The following is a 16,975-nucleotide window of genomic DNA, read 5'->3' as shown; positions in this document are numbered from 1 at the left end:
CATAACCTGAATTTCCGCTTATGTAGCAAGGAGTTGTTAAGGTTTCCGTAAGTTCCATACGCTATTACGCCACAATTCCGCTAAACTTGCCGACATGAATCAAGAGCGCCACATTATCCACGTTGCAGTGCCACGCCCACTACGTACCTTGCTGAGTTACACCCTAAGTGCAGAGCAACAACCTGCGCCCGGAACACGTGTTCTCGTTCCATTCGGCAAGCAGTACGCAGTCGGGCTAGTCATGAGCACTGCCACTGTCGCAACAGATGCCGCTGATGACAGTTTCACGCTCAAAGCCGTGGAAGTCATCCTCGACGTTACACCGTTGGCTGACCCACATTTGCTGGAACTGTTGCAATGGGCAGCGCGTTACTACCATCATCCGGTGGGTGAAGTGATCTTTTCCGCATTACCCGGCGCCTTACGCAAACCAAAGCCCTTATCCAGTCGCTTGCAAAAATGGTTAGCCGTCACCCCAACTCACCCCGCAGCAGAACCCAATCCCAACCCCGATGGCAATGAGCGCTTACCAAACACACTTCTACTCACGGATGAACAACAGCAATGTTTGCACAGTATCCAGCAATGGAATCAGCAAACCCCACGCCGCCCCATCCTTTTACACGGCATCACGGGCAGTGGCAAAACCGAAATCTACCTACGCTTGATTGAGCCACTGTTTACCGCCGGTAAACAAGTGCTGGTGATTGTTCCCGAAATCGGCTTAACCCCACAATTGCTGCTACGCTTTGCCCGTTTTTTTGGCGACACCCCGATGGCCTGCCTGCATTCCGGTTTAAGTGACGGTGAGCGCCTTAAAGCGTGGCTACAAGCCCGTAGTGGCACTGCCCGTATTATTATTGGCACACGTTCGGCTATTTTTACCCCCGCCCCTCACCTCGCCATGATCGTGATCGACGAAGAACATGATGCATCTCTCAAACAACAGGAAGGTTTTCGCTACCACGCCCGTGACCTAGCGATTAAACGGGCGCAGATGCTCGACATTCCCATCGTCATGGGAACCGCCACCCCATCACTAGAAGCACTGTATAATGCACAAACCTCACGCTTTCATTACGTGCGCCTCAACCAACGCCCCGGCACAACCCGTAAACCTGATCTGCAAATACAGGATACCCGCCCGTTTGAATTACAGGCAGGTCTGACGCCCCACAGCCTACAAACTATCCGCCAAACCTTGGCGCAGGGTGAACAAGCGATGGTATTTCTCAACCGGCGGGGTTTTGCCCCCACGCTGTTTTGCCCCTCCTGTGGCTGGCACGCCAGTTGTCAACATTGCAGCGCCAACCTAACTTGGCACGCCCGCCGCAACCGCTTGGCCTGCCACCATTGTGGTGCTGAGCAAGCCACTCCCTTGCAATGCCCGGTATGCAAAAATCCTAAACTCACCACCCAAGGGCAAGGTACCGAACGCTTGGAACTTACCCTACAAACCACCTTTCCCACCGCCTTAGTAGTACGCATCGACCGCGACAGCACCAGCCGCAAAGGCCAACTCGAAGACAAACTCAGCACCGTGCGCAGCAATGACCCATTGATTCTGGTCGGCACACAAATGCTGGCAAAAGGCCACGACTTCCCCAACCTGACCTTAGTCGTCATCCTTGACATCGACCAATCGCTGCTCAGTACCGATTACCGTGCTCTCGAACGCCTAGGTCAATTACTCGTGCAAGTGGCGGGGCGTGCCGGGCGAGCCGATAAACCCGGCAGAGTCATCCTGCAAACCAGTCAGCCGGAGCACCCTTTGTTGCACCAACTGGTCGGGCAAGGTTACACCCCCTTTGCGCGTCAATTACTGGAAGACCGTAAACGCTGGCATTTCCCACCGTTTGGCTATCAAGCCCTGATCCGTGCCAGCAGCACTGCTAGTATGGAGAAAGCCTTGCAATTTCTGGAACACATCAGCCAACGGCTGCTGACCATTGATAGTGCTACGATTCAACGTTTAGGACCGATTCCAGCCCCCTTGGAAAAGCGAGCCAACCGCTACCGTGCCCAATTGCTATTGAGCAGCCAGCAACGTGCAGCGCTCCATGCGGCATTGCACCAACTGCTACAACAAGCAACAACCTTACCGGGACGTTCAGGAGTACGCTGGTCGATTGATATTGACCCCATTGAATTTAGCTAGATTTCACTTGAAAATATGAGCCATAAGTGATTCATTCCTGAAGTTTTCGCTATAATCATAGAACACTCTACAATCGAGACATCACACCATGACCAAAGATTTCAAAAAACAGGCCGCAGCGGGCAGTGCCTTTGGGCAATACGGTCTGGGTTGGATGGTGGGTGGCGTTGCTATTGGTCTACTGATCGGTGCAGGTATGTACGCACTCGCCAACAAAGGCAATGCCCCAGACGCAACCACGACCACTCCACCCGGCCTCAATACTACCAGCCTCGGCGATACGACTAACCCCGCAACATCCACTCTCAGTACAACTGACGTTACGGCAACAGGCGACAATGGTGGCACATCCACACCACAGAACCTTAGCTCACAAGATCAACCCTCCGATGAAACGCCCGGTTTCAGTTATCACGCCGTCCTGCCTCAATTGGAAATAGACGTGCCACTCGCAGTACAAGTTGAGCAACAGGCGGCTGCCACTAAAGAACCCCCTGATACTAAAAAACCAGTGGCTGCGGCTCCGCCCCCCAAGCAAGCCGACAAAAAAACCGTTGCGGTCGATACCCCTAAAGCCGATACGCCTAAACCAGAAACCAAGAAAGCCCCCCCCGCTGCTGCAATCACCGGGGCTAATGCTCTTCAGATCGGTTCCTATAAAACGCAGGATCAAGCGGCTGATATGCAAAATCGCTTAAAGAAAAAAGGACTCAATAGCCGGGTTGAAACAGCCAACATCCAGGGCGCAACGTGGTTTCGGGTACGCGTGGGGCCAGCCTCTTCCCCAGAAATGCTACAAAAATGGCAACAAACCTTATCTGGCATGGGAATTAGTCCCATGGCAATTCGTATGTAATCATAACAGCCATATCATTGACTGACATAAAACAAGGGAGGCACTAACATGGCATACTTGGACATGAACTCCGGTACACTGGTTGCCAATGCCAGTGAAACCGAGCGAGCGGGCTTTATTCGCCGCACGTATTTGCATTTGGGCGGGGCAATTGTTGCTTACGCCGCACTCACCACCTTACTGATCCAATCAGGAGCCGCAAAGCCGCTCATGCAATTGATGCAAGGTAGCATGTGGAGCTGGCTAATTGTATTAGCCATGTTCATGGGCGCATCTTACCTCGCTGACAAATGGGCGCACTCTGCTATTTCCAAAGAAATGCAGTATGCGGGCTTGGGGCTGTATGTGGCTGCATTTGCGGTTATTTCTACCCCATTGATTTACGGGGCATTGAACTTCGCCCCTAACCCGAATGTATTACCAAGCGCAGCCTTATTGACCTTGATGCTGGCTGGCGGGATCACCTTCACGGCATTTACAACCCGTAAGAACTTTTCCTTCTTAGCGCCGTTTATCACCGTCGGCAGTTTCATCGCTTTAGGCGTGATCTTAGCAAGCATCTTGTTTGGGTTTACGCTGGGTCTGGTGTTCTTTGGCATTATGATTGTGTTTGCCGGAGCCGTTATGCTGTACCAGACGTCACAAATGGTTCATGAATACCACACCGATCAACATGTCGGTGCATCACTGGGGCTATTTTCCAGCGTCGGCCTGATGTTCTGGTATATTGTACAATTCCTGATGAGCTTGACAGGCAACGATTAAGCCTGACATCTCCCCTTCGTGTTTGACAAGGCGTCCTTCGGGACGCCTTTTTATTGTTGGAGAAAATTCTATGGCTACCTACGCAATTGGTGATTTACAAGGGTGTTACGACCCTCTCATGCGCCTCTTGGACAAGCTGCGCTTCGACCCTCGGCAAGATACGCTATGGTTTGCCGGTGACTTGGTAAATCGCGGCAAACAATCCCTCGAAACCTTGCGTTTCGTGCGCTCATTACGTGATGCTGCCATTTGTATTCTGGGCAACCATGACATCAGCTTGATTGCAGCACACCACGGGCTGCGCAAACCACACAAAAGCCTGAAAACCTTGTTAGAAGCACCTGACTATCCCGAATTGATAACTTGGTTAACGCAACGCCCCCTGCTACACGTGGATACAACCTTAGGGTACGCTATCAGCCATGCAGGTATCCCCCCGCAATGGGATTTGACAACAGCCCAAACCTGCGCTCGCGAAATTGAAAGGGAACTCCGTAGTCCAACCGTTGCTGACTGGCTTGCACACGTCTATGGCGACCAACCGGATACTTGGAATCCAGCAGCTACCAAGCATGATCGCCAGCGTTATATCCTCAATGCCTTTACCCGAATGCGTTATTGTCGCCCGGATGGTAGCCTCGAATTCCAAGCCAAAGGCAACCCCCTTGAACCCCATCAATCCAGCCCACTCATCAGTACGGAACTTATTCCCTGGTTTAAATATCCAACAAAGCAAGCACTGGGCTTGACCGTCTTATTTGGACATTGGTCTACTTTGAGGTACTATAATGACAATTATGTCATTGCGCTGGATACGGGCTGTGTATGGGGCGGTCAACTCAGCGCCATTAGAATCGATACAAAAAACCAACAACTGATTTCCATTCAATGTGACGACTATGGCTGACGAAAAAAAAGACACTGAACCCAGTAATTACGCTGGAACTGTTAAGGTAAATATCCGTGGGCGGGATTATTACGTACACATATCCGCACCTATGCCCATGATGTCACTAGACGATTTACTCAAAGGGCTAGAACGTAACCGCGCCATTATCAAGGCGAGTCAGGAAAAAATGCGGGATACCTTCATCATGGAAGCATTTGAATATGCTGCTCCTTGGCTATTGAACTATGATGGCCCCACACAAGATGCGATTCAAGCACACATCCATATCAATATGTTAGTCCCGCTGATCAACCTCAAAGGAGGCAACGCCAACTTTGAAAAGCCCGAAACCTTCCCTGTCAAACAGCGTGTTGAACTCATGCGCAATGTGGCAGAGAAAAGCGTCTTTATGGATCGGATGCTGCATCAAAACACCATGAGCACCGCGATTACCATGACCTTCATGCTGGTGGTCGTATTAGGCTTGGTACTACTCTAACAAGGCGGATTCAGACTGTTCCTCTGTCAATTGCAAGACCTCCGCCAGAACGGCTTCAATTGCAGGCAAATCGGGAATAAAACACAGTAAATGCGAAGCACGCACCTGACGCGCCACATAGGGGCAACGCTGTACATTACCGCTGTGATCGTCTCGCAAGGTATCGGGCAAAATATCCAGGGTATTCAAGCCCCCCTGAACCCGCAAAGCAATAAACGGTAAACTGGGCAAAGCGGATACCGTATGCAAAATCAGGCACTTGCCCTCGTCAGACTCCCCCGCCTCTTCCTGCATACACAGTGATTCCAATGACACCACTGGAATTTGCCGGTTACGCCACTGCAACCAGCCTTCAACACCCGGATGTTCCGAAGGGGTGAGTTCCCCCCCCGTCACCAATTCCGCCATCAAATTGACCGGTAAAATCAGACTACCCTTATGCAGCCGCACAATCAGGCTTTTAATTGCTGGTTGTTGTACAGGGTTCATGCTGGAACATCCTCCCACTCGTGTGTATTGTCAGCATCGTGTCCGGTGGCTAACACCTCTTGCAAGGCATCCAACAGCACTTCGTTCTGGTAGGGTTTACCGAGGAAGCCCGTAGCGCCCAATGAACCGGCGTGTTCACGGTGTTTTTGTGCCGTGCGCGAACTGATCATGATGACCGGCAAGCGCATCCATTGCGGGTCACGCCGCAAATGCCCCAATAATTCAAAGCCATCCATGCGAGGCATTTCAATATCCAACAACACCACATTCGGCTGGAATTCAGCGATGTGTTCCAACGCCTCCATCCCATCTTTTGCCGTCATGACAGTGTAATCGCGGCTAAGGAGAAATTTTTCCGTCACGCGGCGTACCGTAATAGAATCATCCACCACCAACACCCGTGGTGGCCCGGCAGGTTCTTCAGGTGGGGAAATGTCTACTAAGGCTGGTACATTAGACAAATGCTTATCTGCTAACACTAAACGTGCTAACTCTGCCATATCCGGGACTAGGAATACGCTACCATCAGGGGAGACCGTCGCTGCCGAGTATAAACGGCAACTCTTGAACAAAACTCCCAAGGGTTGCAACACCACTTCGCGCCGCCCACGAATGTGATCAATGATCCATGCAACCGACTGCCCTTGTAACTGGATAAATACCACAGGAAAACGTTCATCAGCAGCAAAAACCTGCTCGACACGTTGCCCCCCTAGTACTTCTGCTAAATGATGCAAGGCGTAAGGCTCCCCTGCAAACATTAACTTCTCACTCTCTTCCTGTAATGCCACCTGAATCTGCTGCCCGGATAGCCGCGCCAACCCCTGCACCCCTGCAATTGGCACCGCATACACCTGCCCTTGCACCTCAACCAATAAGACTGGGTTCACTACCAAGGTGAACGGTAAATGCATAGCAAACTCCGTGCCTTCACCCTGAGTTGAAGTGATTTGCAAGCTCCCCCCCAACGCTTTGAGTTCGGAATGCACCACATCCATGCCGATACCACGCCCGGAAATTTGGCTAATGGTTTCCGCTGTGGAAAAACCAGGGCGCAAAATCAAACGATCCAATTCCGTATCCGGTAGCGTCTGCCCCTCACTGAGAATGCCCATCGCCAGCGCCCGTTTATGCAAACGCTCACGATTCAAACCACGCCCATCATCGCGAAAACGGATCACAATTTCGGCATCATCCCGGCTAATACTCAGGGTGATATTGCCAGTACGGGGTTTGCCCGCCTTTTCCCGCTCTTCTGGTTCTTCCAACCCATGCGATATAGCATTGCGGATCAAATGCTCCAATGGAGCGGTCATGTTTTGCAGCAAGTTACGATCCAACTCGCAATCTTCACCCTGCACTTCCAACGCCACTTGCTTACCCAGTTCGCCTGCCACTTGCCGGGTCAAACGGCGTAAACGTGGAACCAGCATGGTGACTGCAACCAAACGGGTATCCAACAAATCCCGCTGAAGTTTACGGGTTGTGCGCATATCCGCCTGCAATAACTGTTCCCCCTTACGCACTTGTGCGGCTAAGTCGGCTTCCAGATTCACTAAGTCGTTAAGGCTTTCAGCAAGCGAGCGGGAAATACGCTGGATTTCGGCATATTGATCCATTTCCAAGGGGTCAAAATCCGTTGCGTTTGCACTGCTGCTAATCGCTTGCAAACGTTTGCTGCGCCCATCATGGATGCGGGCTTCACTTTCCACTTCCAAGGTGCGAATTTGCTGACGTAAACGTGCCACAGTACGCACCAATTCGTCTACATCCATCCCCATGCTACTGAAATGTTCAGACATGTGTACTTGTTGTACATTGAGTTCTACTACCCGGTCAATCAAATTGTCTACAAACTGTGCAGGCAAGCGAATGGTTTCGTGTGGATTAGTATTCGTAACACTGGATTCGATGGTATCGACTGGTTGTGCAGGCCGTGCGCTGTCCAACACACTAATATCGGGTAAGCTATCAGCTTGCTCCTGTAATAAACGCTCCAGCAAACTGCCCGACTCGCTTTGTGCCGCACGTTGACGCACCCAAGCATCGGCTATAGGAGCAGGCATGGGTTCAATGACAGAGGGCAGGGAAACGGCATCGGGCTGAGGCTCTAACACCACCACCGGTTCAACAGGTACGGCGCTGATTGCCGCCACCTCAACCTGCTTCAGTGCCTCGGTTAGCGTATGCAAACGGTCAACCGCTAGTTGTAAAGCTTCAATATCAGCCTCCGAAACCTGCCCGGTTCCGTGCAGATGGCTTAACAGCGTTTCGGCATCGTGGCTGACATCAGCCAGTTCGGTTAAGTGGGCCATCCGCGCTCCACCTTTGAGGGTGTGGAACTCGCGTTCGAGTTCGCGGATGGTTTCACGCTCTTCGGGCATATCGCGTAGCTGTTGCAGATGGTAGTCGAGCGCCTCAAGCTGTTCGGGAACCTCCTCCCAAAACAACTTCCAAATCATACGGGCTTCCGCTTCCGCTTCCGCTTCCGCTTCCGCTTCCGCTTCCGCTTCCGCTTCCGCTTCCGCTTCGACAACATGATCTGGTTCTGATAATTGCATTGCAAGAGGGGCAATCTCTGGCAAGGCAGATGTAGTTTCGATAAGACTCACAGATGGCAGAAAGTCAAAAATCTCTTCTGCCTCCTCTATCGCTTGGTCAGCATCAACTGTCAGCACTGTTTCAGGCTCAAACGAAATACCCGTCTCAGCCTCCACCTTAGGTTCCGCAGCCACGACTATACCTGGCAACGACTCAACGTCTACCAACAACGCTGGCTGTACGATTGGCGCTGGAGCAGAAAAGTCCCATGTTTCCAAAGGTGTTGCTTCCGGCGGTAACAAAACGGCTTCAGCTTCGGCAATTATCTGCTCAACACGCGCATCTTTCTGTTGTGCATTCAGAAAAAAATTTAGTCGGGCGCGTAATTCCTCAACTGCTTTGCCTATCTGTATGGAAACCCGATCATCTGCCTTTAACTGTCCACTCAGTACATGATTCAACAGGTCTTCGTGAATCCAAGCAAAATCGCCCAACGCAAACGCACCCGCCATACGTCCGCTACCTTTCAGGGTGTGAAAGGCTCGACGAATCTCAACCAAAGCATCACGATTAGTACGTGCTTGATCCCAATGTGGGTAGAGTGTCAGCAGATTCTCACTGATTTCAGTCACTTCTTCACTGAAAATCTCGAAGATATCCTCCCCCAATGTTTCACGCAAACAGGGGGAGGCAGGAGGGATCGGTGTTAGGCTGGGGTTAATGCTGGTTGAATCGGCATCCGTAAGCGCTGAAGTAAAGTCGAGGGTGTGAGCTGTTTCGCTTTTTTTTTTGCCTCAACATCGGCTTCCAGCTCTGCCAAATCGACTTCACCTAGCAGATTCAGATCACTCGAATGATCCAGTTCCCGCAGTTTAGCAAAGCCTGTTGGCAGTAACGACAAGTAGTCTTCCTGATGCAAGCGTGCCGAAACCGATGCTTCAAACAAGGTTAAAACATCTGCAAATGTGGATAACTCATCCTGTGATGGCTCACGCTGGTTCGCCAACAGATCTTCACGCACATAGCGCAAAGCCGTATCGACTAACGGTAACAATTCACTCGTGCCTGCAATCGTCAACGCCCCACTGATATTTTCCAGTGAAGTAGCCACCTCTTCTAAGCACACAAACGCCCAACCCTCTTTATAAAACGCCACCATCCGTGACTGCGCTTTACTCAACTCGGTAAGGGTCGTGCGTAATAGGCTGCGTTCATCCGAAGGATCGGTAAGACTATTACCGACCTCCTCACTGAAAATAGTCTCCGTCAGGTCATGCCCCGTTTCCGCATACTCGACCAAGACTTTTTCCAAACGTGCATAGTGCGTACTGATCTGCAAGATGGATTCTAAGTCCTGCACTTTATCGCCGGACAATCTGCCTTTTAATTCCGTTACCCATTCACTGGTAAACCCGGCAGCTCGTGATAAACCCAGCATAGTCAACGTACTGGCCAGACTTTCTGTTCTGTCAATCAATTTAGCTAACAGTTCAGGTTGACGTTCCTGATCCTGCATAGCATCTAAAACACCCTGCAAGCTACGTAGCTCTTCTGTAACCGACGAAGCAACCGCCCGCCACATATCACGCCCTGGAGTGGTGTAGTAATGACGCAACTCATCCAGAGTTTCACCTTGAGGAAGATACAGATCCAAGTGGTAAGCTGCTTTCACTTTATCGGTAATGACAGCGCCATTCTCCGCCAACCCAATGTAATACAGAAGGTTTTTAATCAGCTCATCGGACAAGCTTTGCTCGTAACGTGCTTCACCCTGTTCAGCAAAATGACGGATTTCACGCTCTAGCCGCCCCATCAACATTTTGACGGCAACCCCTTGCTCCAAACGCCCATGTTCGAGTGCATCAGCTAAACCAGAAGCAATCCACCACAGTGAACGCAAGCGTCGGGTGTGGTTGAGCTTGATCATATTATCGGTAACTTTGCCTGCTGCTTGTAACATGCGTTCGGGTTGCTCATTACGGAACCAGCCCAATAGCGCTTTTTGCAAGAAAAACCGCAACTTACTGCTAACCTGCTGCAATTTCTCTAACGGGAGCGCAACATACTCACTCGTACCGATCAGTTCATCGCTGGCATGACCATCTTCTGGCAAAAAGATCAAATGCTCAGATAACAGTTCCGCATCACGCGCTGCCCGCAGATTATTCAATGTCGGCAACACAATCACCGGCAAATCGGCATAACCTTCCTGTAAATGCTTGAGGTATTCCGATAATTGCAGCAAACCTTCTGCAACCGCCTCCTGTGCTGCACGCAGATTTCCTACCCGATCCTGAATCAAAGCATCTAACAACAACAAAATTTCCCGGCTGAGCATACTGACACCACTGGCATCCAGTATCTCTAACACCCCATTCAAGTGGCGGCAGGTTTCACGGCTACTACTGAGTTCACTCTTGTCAGCCGAATCAATATAGCGCCCGAAGGACTGCCGGGCTTGCTCAATTGCCAGCTCAGTGTCCTTGACGATCCACCCAAGACGGCTAGCCAAACTTGATTTATCCGAAATCATATTGCACCTGTGATTATTGTTTTTCTTCGGCCAGATTGAAACCGGCAATAGCACCACGCAAATCAGCCGCCGTCGTGTTCAAATCAGTGACCAAATCTCTGGTCTCTTCACTGTAACGTGCCGTTTGCTGAGTGATTTCCTGAATCGCACTCATGGTATCAACCACCTGACCTGCCATGTTAGCTTGTTTGCCTGCTGCCTCTGAAATATTACCGATAAGACGTGCCAAACCCACGGTCACGTCTTCGACTTCATCCAGCGCAGCACCTGCCGATTCAGCATTCCGCGCTCCGTCAACCACCTTAGCCGTGGTTTCCTCCATCGAAGCCATGACTTCACTGGTATCAGCCTGCATGGTACGAATCAGCACATCAATCTTGCGTGAAGCTTCTGCCGCTTGCTGCGCCAATTGTTGCATCTCATCTGCCAAACGCCTGAAACCCGCATTGCCATGCGTACTCCCGCTCATGGCCTGGCTGGAGCTAGTCTGAATAGAGGCATTTAAAGCTAAAATATTCGTCTGTTCGGCAATATCATTCATCAAGCGAACAATGTCCCCGACTTCCTGCGAACTTTCGCCTAAACGTTTGAGCCGCTTGGAGGTTGCCTGAATTTTTTCACGAATAGCGCCCATGTCAGCAATCGTTGCCCGCACGGTATGCGCTCCCGTCTGCGCAATATCCAGTGACTTACGTGCAACCTCCGTCGAGCTGGAGGCATTACGTGACACTTTCTGAATAGACTTCGTCATAGTAGCAATAGCGGAGGTGACTACAGCAATCTCTTGAGCTTGCCGGGAAGTCGACCCAGCCAAACTATTAATACGCTTTTCTGCGTCCTGAGCAAACCCTGTTAGACGATGCGAGGTCATATCCACTCGTACTACCAATCCCTGCAAAGCATCCACTGCATAGTTCACTGCATCCGCAATCGCCCCCGTTACATCCTCTGTTACTGTCGCTCGCATCGTCAAATCGCCGTCTGCGAGGGAACTCATCTCATCTAACAAGCGTAATACCGCCTGTTGCTGCTGACGTGCCTTACCGACTGACTGAGTTTGCATCTGCCGCCGCATGTACAACAGCAGGATGCCCATACCCACCAGTAACAGCAGCAATATCACCACCACCACCTGATAAGCGAACAGACTCATACCCGAATCTCCCCGCTCTCCAGCGCTGCAACCAACTGGATCGCCTCAAGAACGGCTACCGGCTGATCATCCAACAACAACCATTGCCGGGTGAAACGTCGCCAGTCATCATTCAACTGTAGCGGTGCATCACACACTGGTGTATCAGACCAAATATGTCTCACCCCTTCAAAGCTACCGGCTTGTAATCCAAACCATTCTTGTCTGCCACGCACCACAAAAGCCCGCCCAGAAACGGCTGCACGATCTTTTCCTAATAACAAAGCAGCCAGATCCACTAGCGTAACCAGTTGCGCCCGACAATAGATCACACCATTGACCCAGCGCGGTACACCGCGTACCCCTGCAACACTGGACGGCATCACCACTTCTTCCACTTGTTCACAAGGAATCAGGCAAACGCTATCCCCCACATGGATTTGAAAGCCAGACCATTCCTGTAATTCTTGCGCATCATGCTGGCGAGAGCGGCGTTTTTTCTCACGTAACAACGCCAACCCTGCTAATAGCTCGTAAGGGTTAGCCATGTCTTCCCGCCTTAGTTGCAAACTGGGTAAGCGTTTCCAGTAACACTTTGGGTTCTACCGGCTTAGTCAGATAGGCTTTGGCACCTTGACGCAATGCCCACACGCGGTCAGTCTCTCCAGACTTAGAACTGCATACTACAATGGGGATATGAGACGTTTCCTTTGCACGGGTCAATTCGCGAGTAGCCTGAAAACCATTCAGGAGAGGCATGACAACATCCATTAAAATAATATCTGGCTGACGCGCTTTAGCCACCTCGATTCCTTCCTGACCATTACAGGCAACACTAACCCTGTAGCCTTTTTTTTCCAGCAATGCCGTAAAAATACGGGAATCAGTCAGAGAATCATCGATGATTAATACGTGTAGCCCAGACATAACATCCCCTTACTCGTCAATTAGATCAATAAAGGGAGCTGCGGGTGCTTCTGGGACATTTGGCAATTTCACATGAGTATAAATAGCAGCCAACAAATCATCCTTAGTAAACGGTTTTGTCAAGTACTTATCAGAACCCGCTAAACGCCCGCGTGCCATATCAAAAATACTGTCTTTACTAGACAATAAGATAACTGGCGTATCACGGTACTGCCGGTTAGCTTTAATTAATGCACAGGTTTGATAGCCATCTAAACGTGGCATCATAATATCAACGAAAATGACATCCGGTTTAAAGGAGGCAATTTTTGACAGGGACTCAAAACCATCACCAGCAGTGACTACCCAACACCCCTGCTCACTGAGTAATACCTCAGCCGTGCGCAGAATGGTCTTGCTGTCATCCACTACCACGACTTTTAAGCCGGTCAGGTCGCGTTCAAGCGTATTATTTAGGGTATCAGGCATATTCACACTTTAACCTAGTTCGTTGTTTTTCTAATTATTACAGACTAACCGACTTACCTGGCAAGCCTGAGCTTACAGAAGGTCTTTATGCAGTGACGGGTAACGCCGACACTTTTTATATACAACCTAGTTTACCCAACACCTGATGCGAATACCCAAGCCTTTCAGACAAAGTGTCATGCCGCTTGGGGGTAATAATCCCCCCCAACTAACGTTACATGGGTAATTTCAGGGGCACAATTACGGCGAATCGGCAGCCCCGTCGACCCAATCCCCCGACTGGTGTAGACCCAGGACTCATTGACCCGATACAGCCCCTGCACGTATTTACGCCCTAGGTAAGGCCGAATAAACGGCTTGCCCGGTTTGATTTGCACCTGTCCACCGTGGGTATGCCCGGATAGTTGCAACGAAATCCTAGTATCATCGGCATACCAATCCAGCATATCGGGTTCATGTGCCAATAATACGACCGGTTTATTACCCCGTAACTTGTCCAGTGTCGCCTTTATATCAGGTTTTCCCAACCAGCCATCATCAATACCTGCGAGGTGGAATACCCCGCCACTGTGTTGAATATCCAGCCCATCATTACGCAAAACCGGAATACCATGCTTAGCAAAGGTTTCCTCAATCAGAACCGGATCCGTCTTAATGTCATGGTTCCCCATCACCGCAAACACCCCATAGCGGGCATTTAAACCCGCTAATACCGGAACCAAATCCAGAATATCCTCACCATCGTGCCACACGTAATCACCAGTCAGCACCACCAAATCCGGCTTAAGGGCGTTGGTTTTTTCCACCGCCCGTTGAATATGCTCGACCTGGGTATAAGGGCGCAAGTGCATATCAGTGAGTTGCACAATCGTGAAACCTTCCAAAGCCAACGGCAGATTTTTTACGGGAATTTCGACAAACTCTTCCACCAGCCAGCGAATTTCATTCGTCCGCTCGGCGTGGCGATCATCGTGGAAATAGCTCAAACGCCCAATACGATTGAGTACCCGTTGGGGAGCCATTGTCGCTGTTTTCAACATGGTGACAGCCTCTAGTTACATACCAAAACGGAAAGCCTCCGTCTGCGTAATGCCGGATTCGCGAACACCCTTTAGTGCCGTTGCGTAAGCGCAGAGAATTCCCCCGGCATAGGCAATACGGTCACGGAAATAGCTATCCGCCTCCGGCTTATTTTGTGCAGCGTCCTCATTAAGGACAGATTCCACATTACGCACAATAATGTGTTCGGGGATATAGCAAATACGGTTATTTTTGTAACTGCTCATTCGCAATTCAGCGACAGGATATGCGCCCCCATCGGATGAAGAAACAGTCACAATCAAGGCCGGTTTATGTGCTAATTCACCTGCTCCCCACAGCAGAAAGAAATTCTTTAGCCCCGCAGGTACTTGACCATGCCATTCCGGTGCAATGATGACGAAACCATCACTGGATGCTAGTTTTTCTGATAAAGGGTTAAGTAATGCCTGCCACTTGGCCTCACCATTCCAAATACCCTCATCCCATAATGGTAGCGGGTTGCCTGCCAGGGAAAATACTTCCGTCGCATCTGCCTGTTTATTATCTAGCAAAGACTCCGCAATGTAATGTGCTACTTTCTCACTTTGCGAGTTTTCACGGTGGCTACCACTGATAACCATAATTTTCATGACGCTTTCTCCAAGTAAAAAGCCGGGGTATACCCGGCTTTTTACTGACTGTCCAATAACCTTCGGAAATCAGATAAACAGACAGATGTCGGATTCACCCGCGAATTCAAAGAACATCGCAGCACCTGCGTATTCAACGCCGTCGATGAAGTCCTTGGTTTCCATCTCGAACAGGTCAACGGTCATCTGGCAAGCGATAAATTTGACATCAGCTTCCTGACACAGTTCACGCAATTCAGCCAAGTCAGCCACACCCTTGTCCGCCATTTTCTTTTTCATCATGGAGGTCATCATGCCTTGCATCCCTGGCAGTGCCTGTAACAAAACTGGCATTGGCATTGGCATTGGCATACCGGGGTTACCTAAAGAAGTTACTTGCAGATTTAAGTCTTTCTTCAACAACTGCAAACCGTAGAATGTGAAGAAAACTTGTACGTCATAACCGAGGGCGGCTGCGGTGGATGCCAGAATGAACGGAGGGTAGCCCCAATCGAGGGTACCTTTAGTTGCGATGATAGCCAGCTTTTTCATGCTTGATGTCTCATGGGTAAAGTATAACTCACGGGTCAATAAGACCCACCTCTCTCAAATACCAGAATCACTATAACAGAATTCTCTAATTTAGGCAGCGTTTGGTAACACAACCTTCATACCTGATTGATACCACGAAATAATCCCACCACGCAGATTTACCGCCTCTATGCCGGTATTCTGTGCTAAAAACATGCAGGCTTGTGCTGAACGCGCCCCGCTGCGGCAATAAAACACGATGGTTTCATCTTTCGGCAGATCGTTCATCCGTAATGGCAGGGTATGCAAGGGCATGAATTCAGATCCTTCAATAATACCCTGAGCTACTTCCGAAGCGGAACGCACGTCAATTAAGTGGACTTTTTCACCTGAATCCAGCATTTTTTTCAAACCGGCGGCGTCAACCTCACGAATTCCAAACATAAACGACCCTACATCCAAAGAAATATTAAAACTTTCTTATATTCTAATGAAGATGGATACAGTGTCAAGTTATGTAGAAAAAATTGCTGTCATGGAGGCGCACCTAAGCGTGCAATCACTTGCTCTGGCGTAATCTTTTGTAAGCAGTCCAAATGCCCTAAAGGGCATTCACGTTTGAAACAAGGGCTGCATTCCAAACCCAGATAAACGATTTGCGCCTTGTCACTCAAGGGTGGTGTGTACATTGGGTCAGAAGAACCGTACACAGCAATCACGGGTGTACCCACCGCAGCAGCAACATGCATCAAACCAGAATCATTACTAACAACCTGATCCGCTTGCGCCAATACCCCTAGCACTTCACGAATACTGGTTTTGCCCGCAAGGTCTTGGCAGGCTGCGGGCAAATTTACAGCATTAGCGATTTGCGCAGTAACCGGAGCATCCTTGTCAGAACCCAGTAAAACAACTTGCCCACCTTGGGCAATATAGTATTTGGCAACAGCAGCAAAATAATCAGCAGGCCAGCGTTTCGCACCACCGTATTCCGCACCTGGGCAAAGCGCAAGTATTGGAGCAGTCGATACAGTAGCAGAGGCATGTGCAACGACCAAGTGAGGAGGCTGTATGTCAGGTGGCAGATTGGTATCAGCGGGCAAACCCAATGCCACAAAACGCTGCACCGTCATCGTTAACACCGATTTATCCAGCCGCCGAATGTCGTTCAACAACCAGTAACGCAGTTCCCCCTTGAACCCCGTGCGCACCGGAATGTTTGCCCAAAACGGTACGAGTGCTGCTTTGAATGACCCCGGCAACACAATAGCCCAATCATACCCATCCGCCCGCAAAGCTTTGCCGAGTTGGTAACGTTTTCCCAAGGCTAACTCACCGTGCTGTAACGGCATTTCAATGGCAGTACAGACTTCGGGCATTGCCGCTAAAATCGACTTGCTCCACGCAGGAGCAAGCACATCAATCTGCAAATCGGGGAAACGGTTTTTCAACACCATGAACAGGCTTTGTGCCATCACCATATCACCGACCCACGAAGGGCCAACGATCAGGCAACGTTTAGGGAAAAACGCCATTGT

General features: G+C 50.2%; 17 protein-coding genes. 5 read left to right on the top strand and 12 right to left on the bottom strand.

The annotated features are described in order from the left end of the window. Positions 1-94 precede the first annotated feature (94 nt). From QJT81_01605 to QJT81_01585, 5 genes are all read left to right on the top strand, one after another. On the top strand, positions 95-2,158 hold the full coding sequence (locus tag QJT81_01605) for a primosomal protein N' (protein WGZ94714.1): 2,064 nt from the start codon (positions 95-97) through the stop codon (positions 2,156-2,158). Between the two features lie 88 nt (positions 2,159-2,246). Further along, complete coding sequence (locus QJT81_01600) at positions 2,247-3,014, top strand: SPOR domain-containing protein (GenBank protein ID WGZ94713.1); 768 nt, start codon at positions 2,247-2,249, stop codon at positions 3,012-3,014. Positions 3,015-3,062: 48 nt separating this feature from the next. Then, positions 3,063-3,779, top strand: a complete 717-nt coding sequence (locus QJT81_01595; GenBank protein ID WGZ94712.1) for a Bax inhibitor-1 family protein — start codon at positions 3,063-3,065, stop codon at positions 3,777-3,779. 70 nt (positions 3,780-3,849) lie between these two features. Beyond that, positions 3,850-4,686, top strand: coding sequence for a symmetrical bis(5'-nucleosyl)-tetraphosphatase (locus tag QJT81_01590; protein ID WGZ94711.1), 837 nt, complete (start codon positions 3,850-3,852; stop codon positions 4,684-4,686). Next, entirely contained in the window at positions 4,679-5,167 is a 489-nt protein-coding gene (locus QJT81_01585) for a hypothetical protein (protein ID WGZ94710.1), read from the top strand. The genes QJT81_01590 and QJT81_01585 overlap by 8 nt, the downstream gene beginning before the upstream one ends. Here QJT81_01585 and QJT81_01580 read toward each other — a convergent pair. From QJT81_01580 to waaF, 12 genes are all read right to left on the bottom strand, one after another. Continuing rightward, positions 5,159-5,656, bottom strand: a complete 498-nt coding sequence (locus tag QJT81_01580) for a chemotaxis protein CheW (GenBank protein ID WGZ94709.1) — start codon at positions 5,654-5,656, stop codon at positions 5,159-5,161. The genes QJT81_01585 and QJT81_01580 overlap by 9 nt on opposite strands. Beyond that, positions 5,653-8,865 (bottom strand): response regulator, encoded by a 3,213-nt coding sequence (locus tag QJT81_01575; protein WGZ94708.1) that lies wholly within the window; start codon positions 8,863-8,865, stop codon positions 5,653-5,655. Before QJT81_01575 ends, QJT81_01580 begins: the two co-directional genes overlap by 4 nt. Positions 8,866-8,903: 38 nt before the next feature. Next, positions 8,904-10,709, bottom strand: a complete 1,806-nt coding sequence (locus QJT81_01570; protein WGZ94707.1) for a hypothetical protein — start codon at positions 10,707-10,709, stop codon at positions 8,904-8,906. A gap of 34 nt (positions 10,710-10,743) precedes the next feature. After that, entirely contained in the window at positions 10,744-11,883 is a 1,140-nt protein-coding gene (locus QJT81_01565; GenBank protein ID WGZ94706.1) for a methyl-accepting chemotaxis protein, read from the bottom strand. Next, positions 11,880-12,410, bottom strand: a complete 531-nt coding sequence (locus tag QJT81_01560; GenBank protein WGZ94705.1) for a chemotaxis protein CheW — start codon at positions 12,408-12,410, stop codon at positions 11,880-11,882. Before QJT81_01560 ends, QJT81_01565 begins: the two co-directional genes overlap by 4 nt. Continuing rightward, entirely contained in the window at positions 12,403-12,789 is a 387-nt protein-coding gene (locus QJT81_01555; protein WGZ94704.1) for a response regulator, read from the bottom strand. The genes QJT81_01560 and QJT81_01555 overlap by 8 nt, the downstream gene beginning before the upstream one ends. A 9-nt stretch (positions 12,790-12,798) precedes the next feature. Further along, positions 12,799-13,257, bottom strand: coding sequence for a response regulator (locus tag QJT81_01550; GenBank protein ID WGZ94703.1), 459 nt, complete (start codon positions 13,255-13,257; stop codon positions 12,799-12,801). 176 nt (positions 13,258-13,433) lie between these two features. Further along, complete coding sequence (locus QJT81_01545; GenBank protein WGZ94702.1) at positions 13,434-14,297, bottom strand: metallophosphoesterase; 864 nt, start codon at positions 14,295-14,297, stop codon at positions 13,434-13,436. 15 nt (positions 14,298-14,312) lie between these two features. Continuing rightward, positions 14,313-14,927, bottom strand: coding sequence for an NAD(P)H-dependent oxidoreductase (locus tag QJT81_01540; GenBank protein ID WGZ94701.1), 615 nt, complete (start codon positions 14,925-14,927; stop codon positions 14,313-14,315). A 69-nt stretch (positions 14,928-14,996) separates the two neighbouring features. Further along, positions 14,997-15,458 carry a DsrE/DsrF/DrsH-like family protein gene (locus QJT81_01535; protein WGZ94700.1) on the bottom strand — a complete coding sequence of 154 codons (462 nt, stop codon included), beginning with the start codon at positions 15,456-15,458 and terminating at the stop codon, positions 14,997-14,999. Between the two features lie 90 nt (positions 15,459-15,548). Further along, positions 15,549-15,881 (bottom strand): rhodanese-like domain-containing protein, encoded by a 333-nt coding sequence (locus QJT81_01530; GenBank protein ID WGZ94699.1) that lies wholly within the window; start codon positions 15,879-15,881, stop codon positions 15,549-15,551. 89 nt (positions 15,882-15,970) lie between these two features. Next, the gene (gene waaF / locus QJT81_01525) at positions 15,971-16,972 is read right to left on the bottom strand and encodes a lipopolysaccharide heptosyltransferase II (protein WGZ94698.1); all 1,002 of its coding nucleotides are present in this window, start codon (positions 16,970-16,972) and stop codon (positions 15,971-15,973) included. Between the last annotated feature and the right edge of the window lie 3 nt (positions 16,973-16,975).

This window comes from Candidatus Thiothrix putei (genome assembly GCA_029972225.1).
Classification (GTDB): domain Bacteria; phylum Pseudomonadota; class Gammaproteobacteria; order Thiotrichales; family Thiotrichaceae; genus Thiothrix; species Thiothrix putei.
This window is presented reverse-complemented; position numbering and strand designations above follow the sequence as displayed.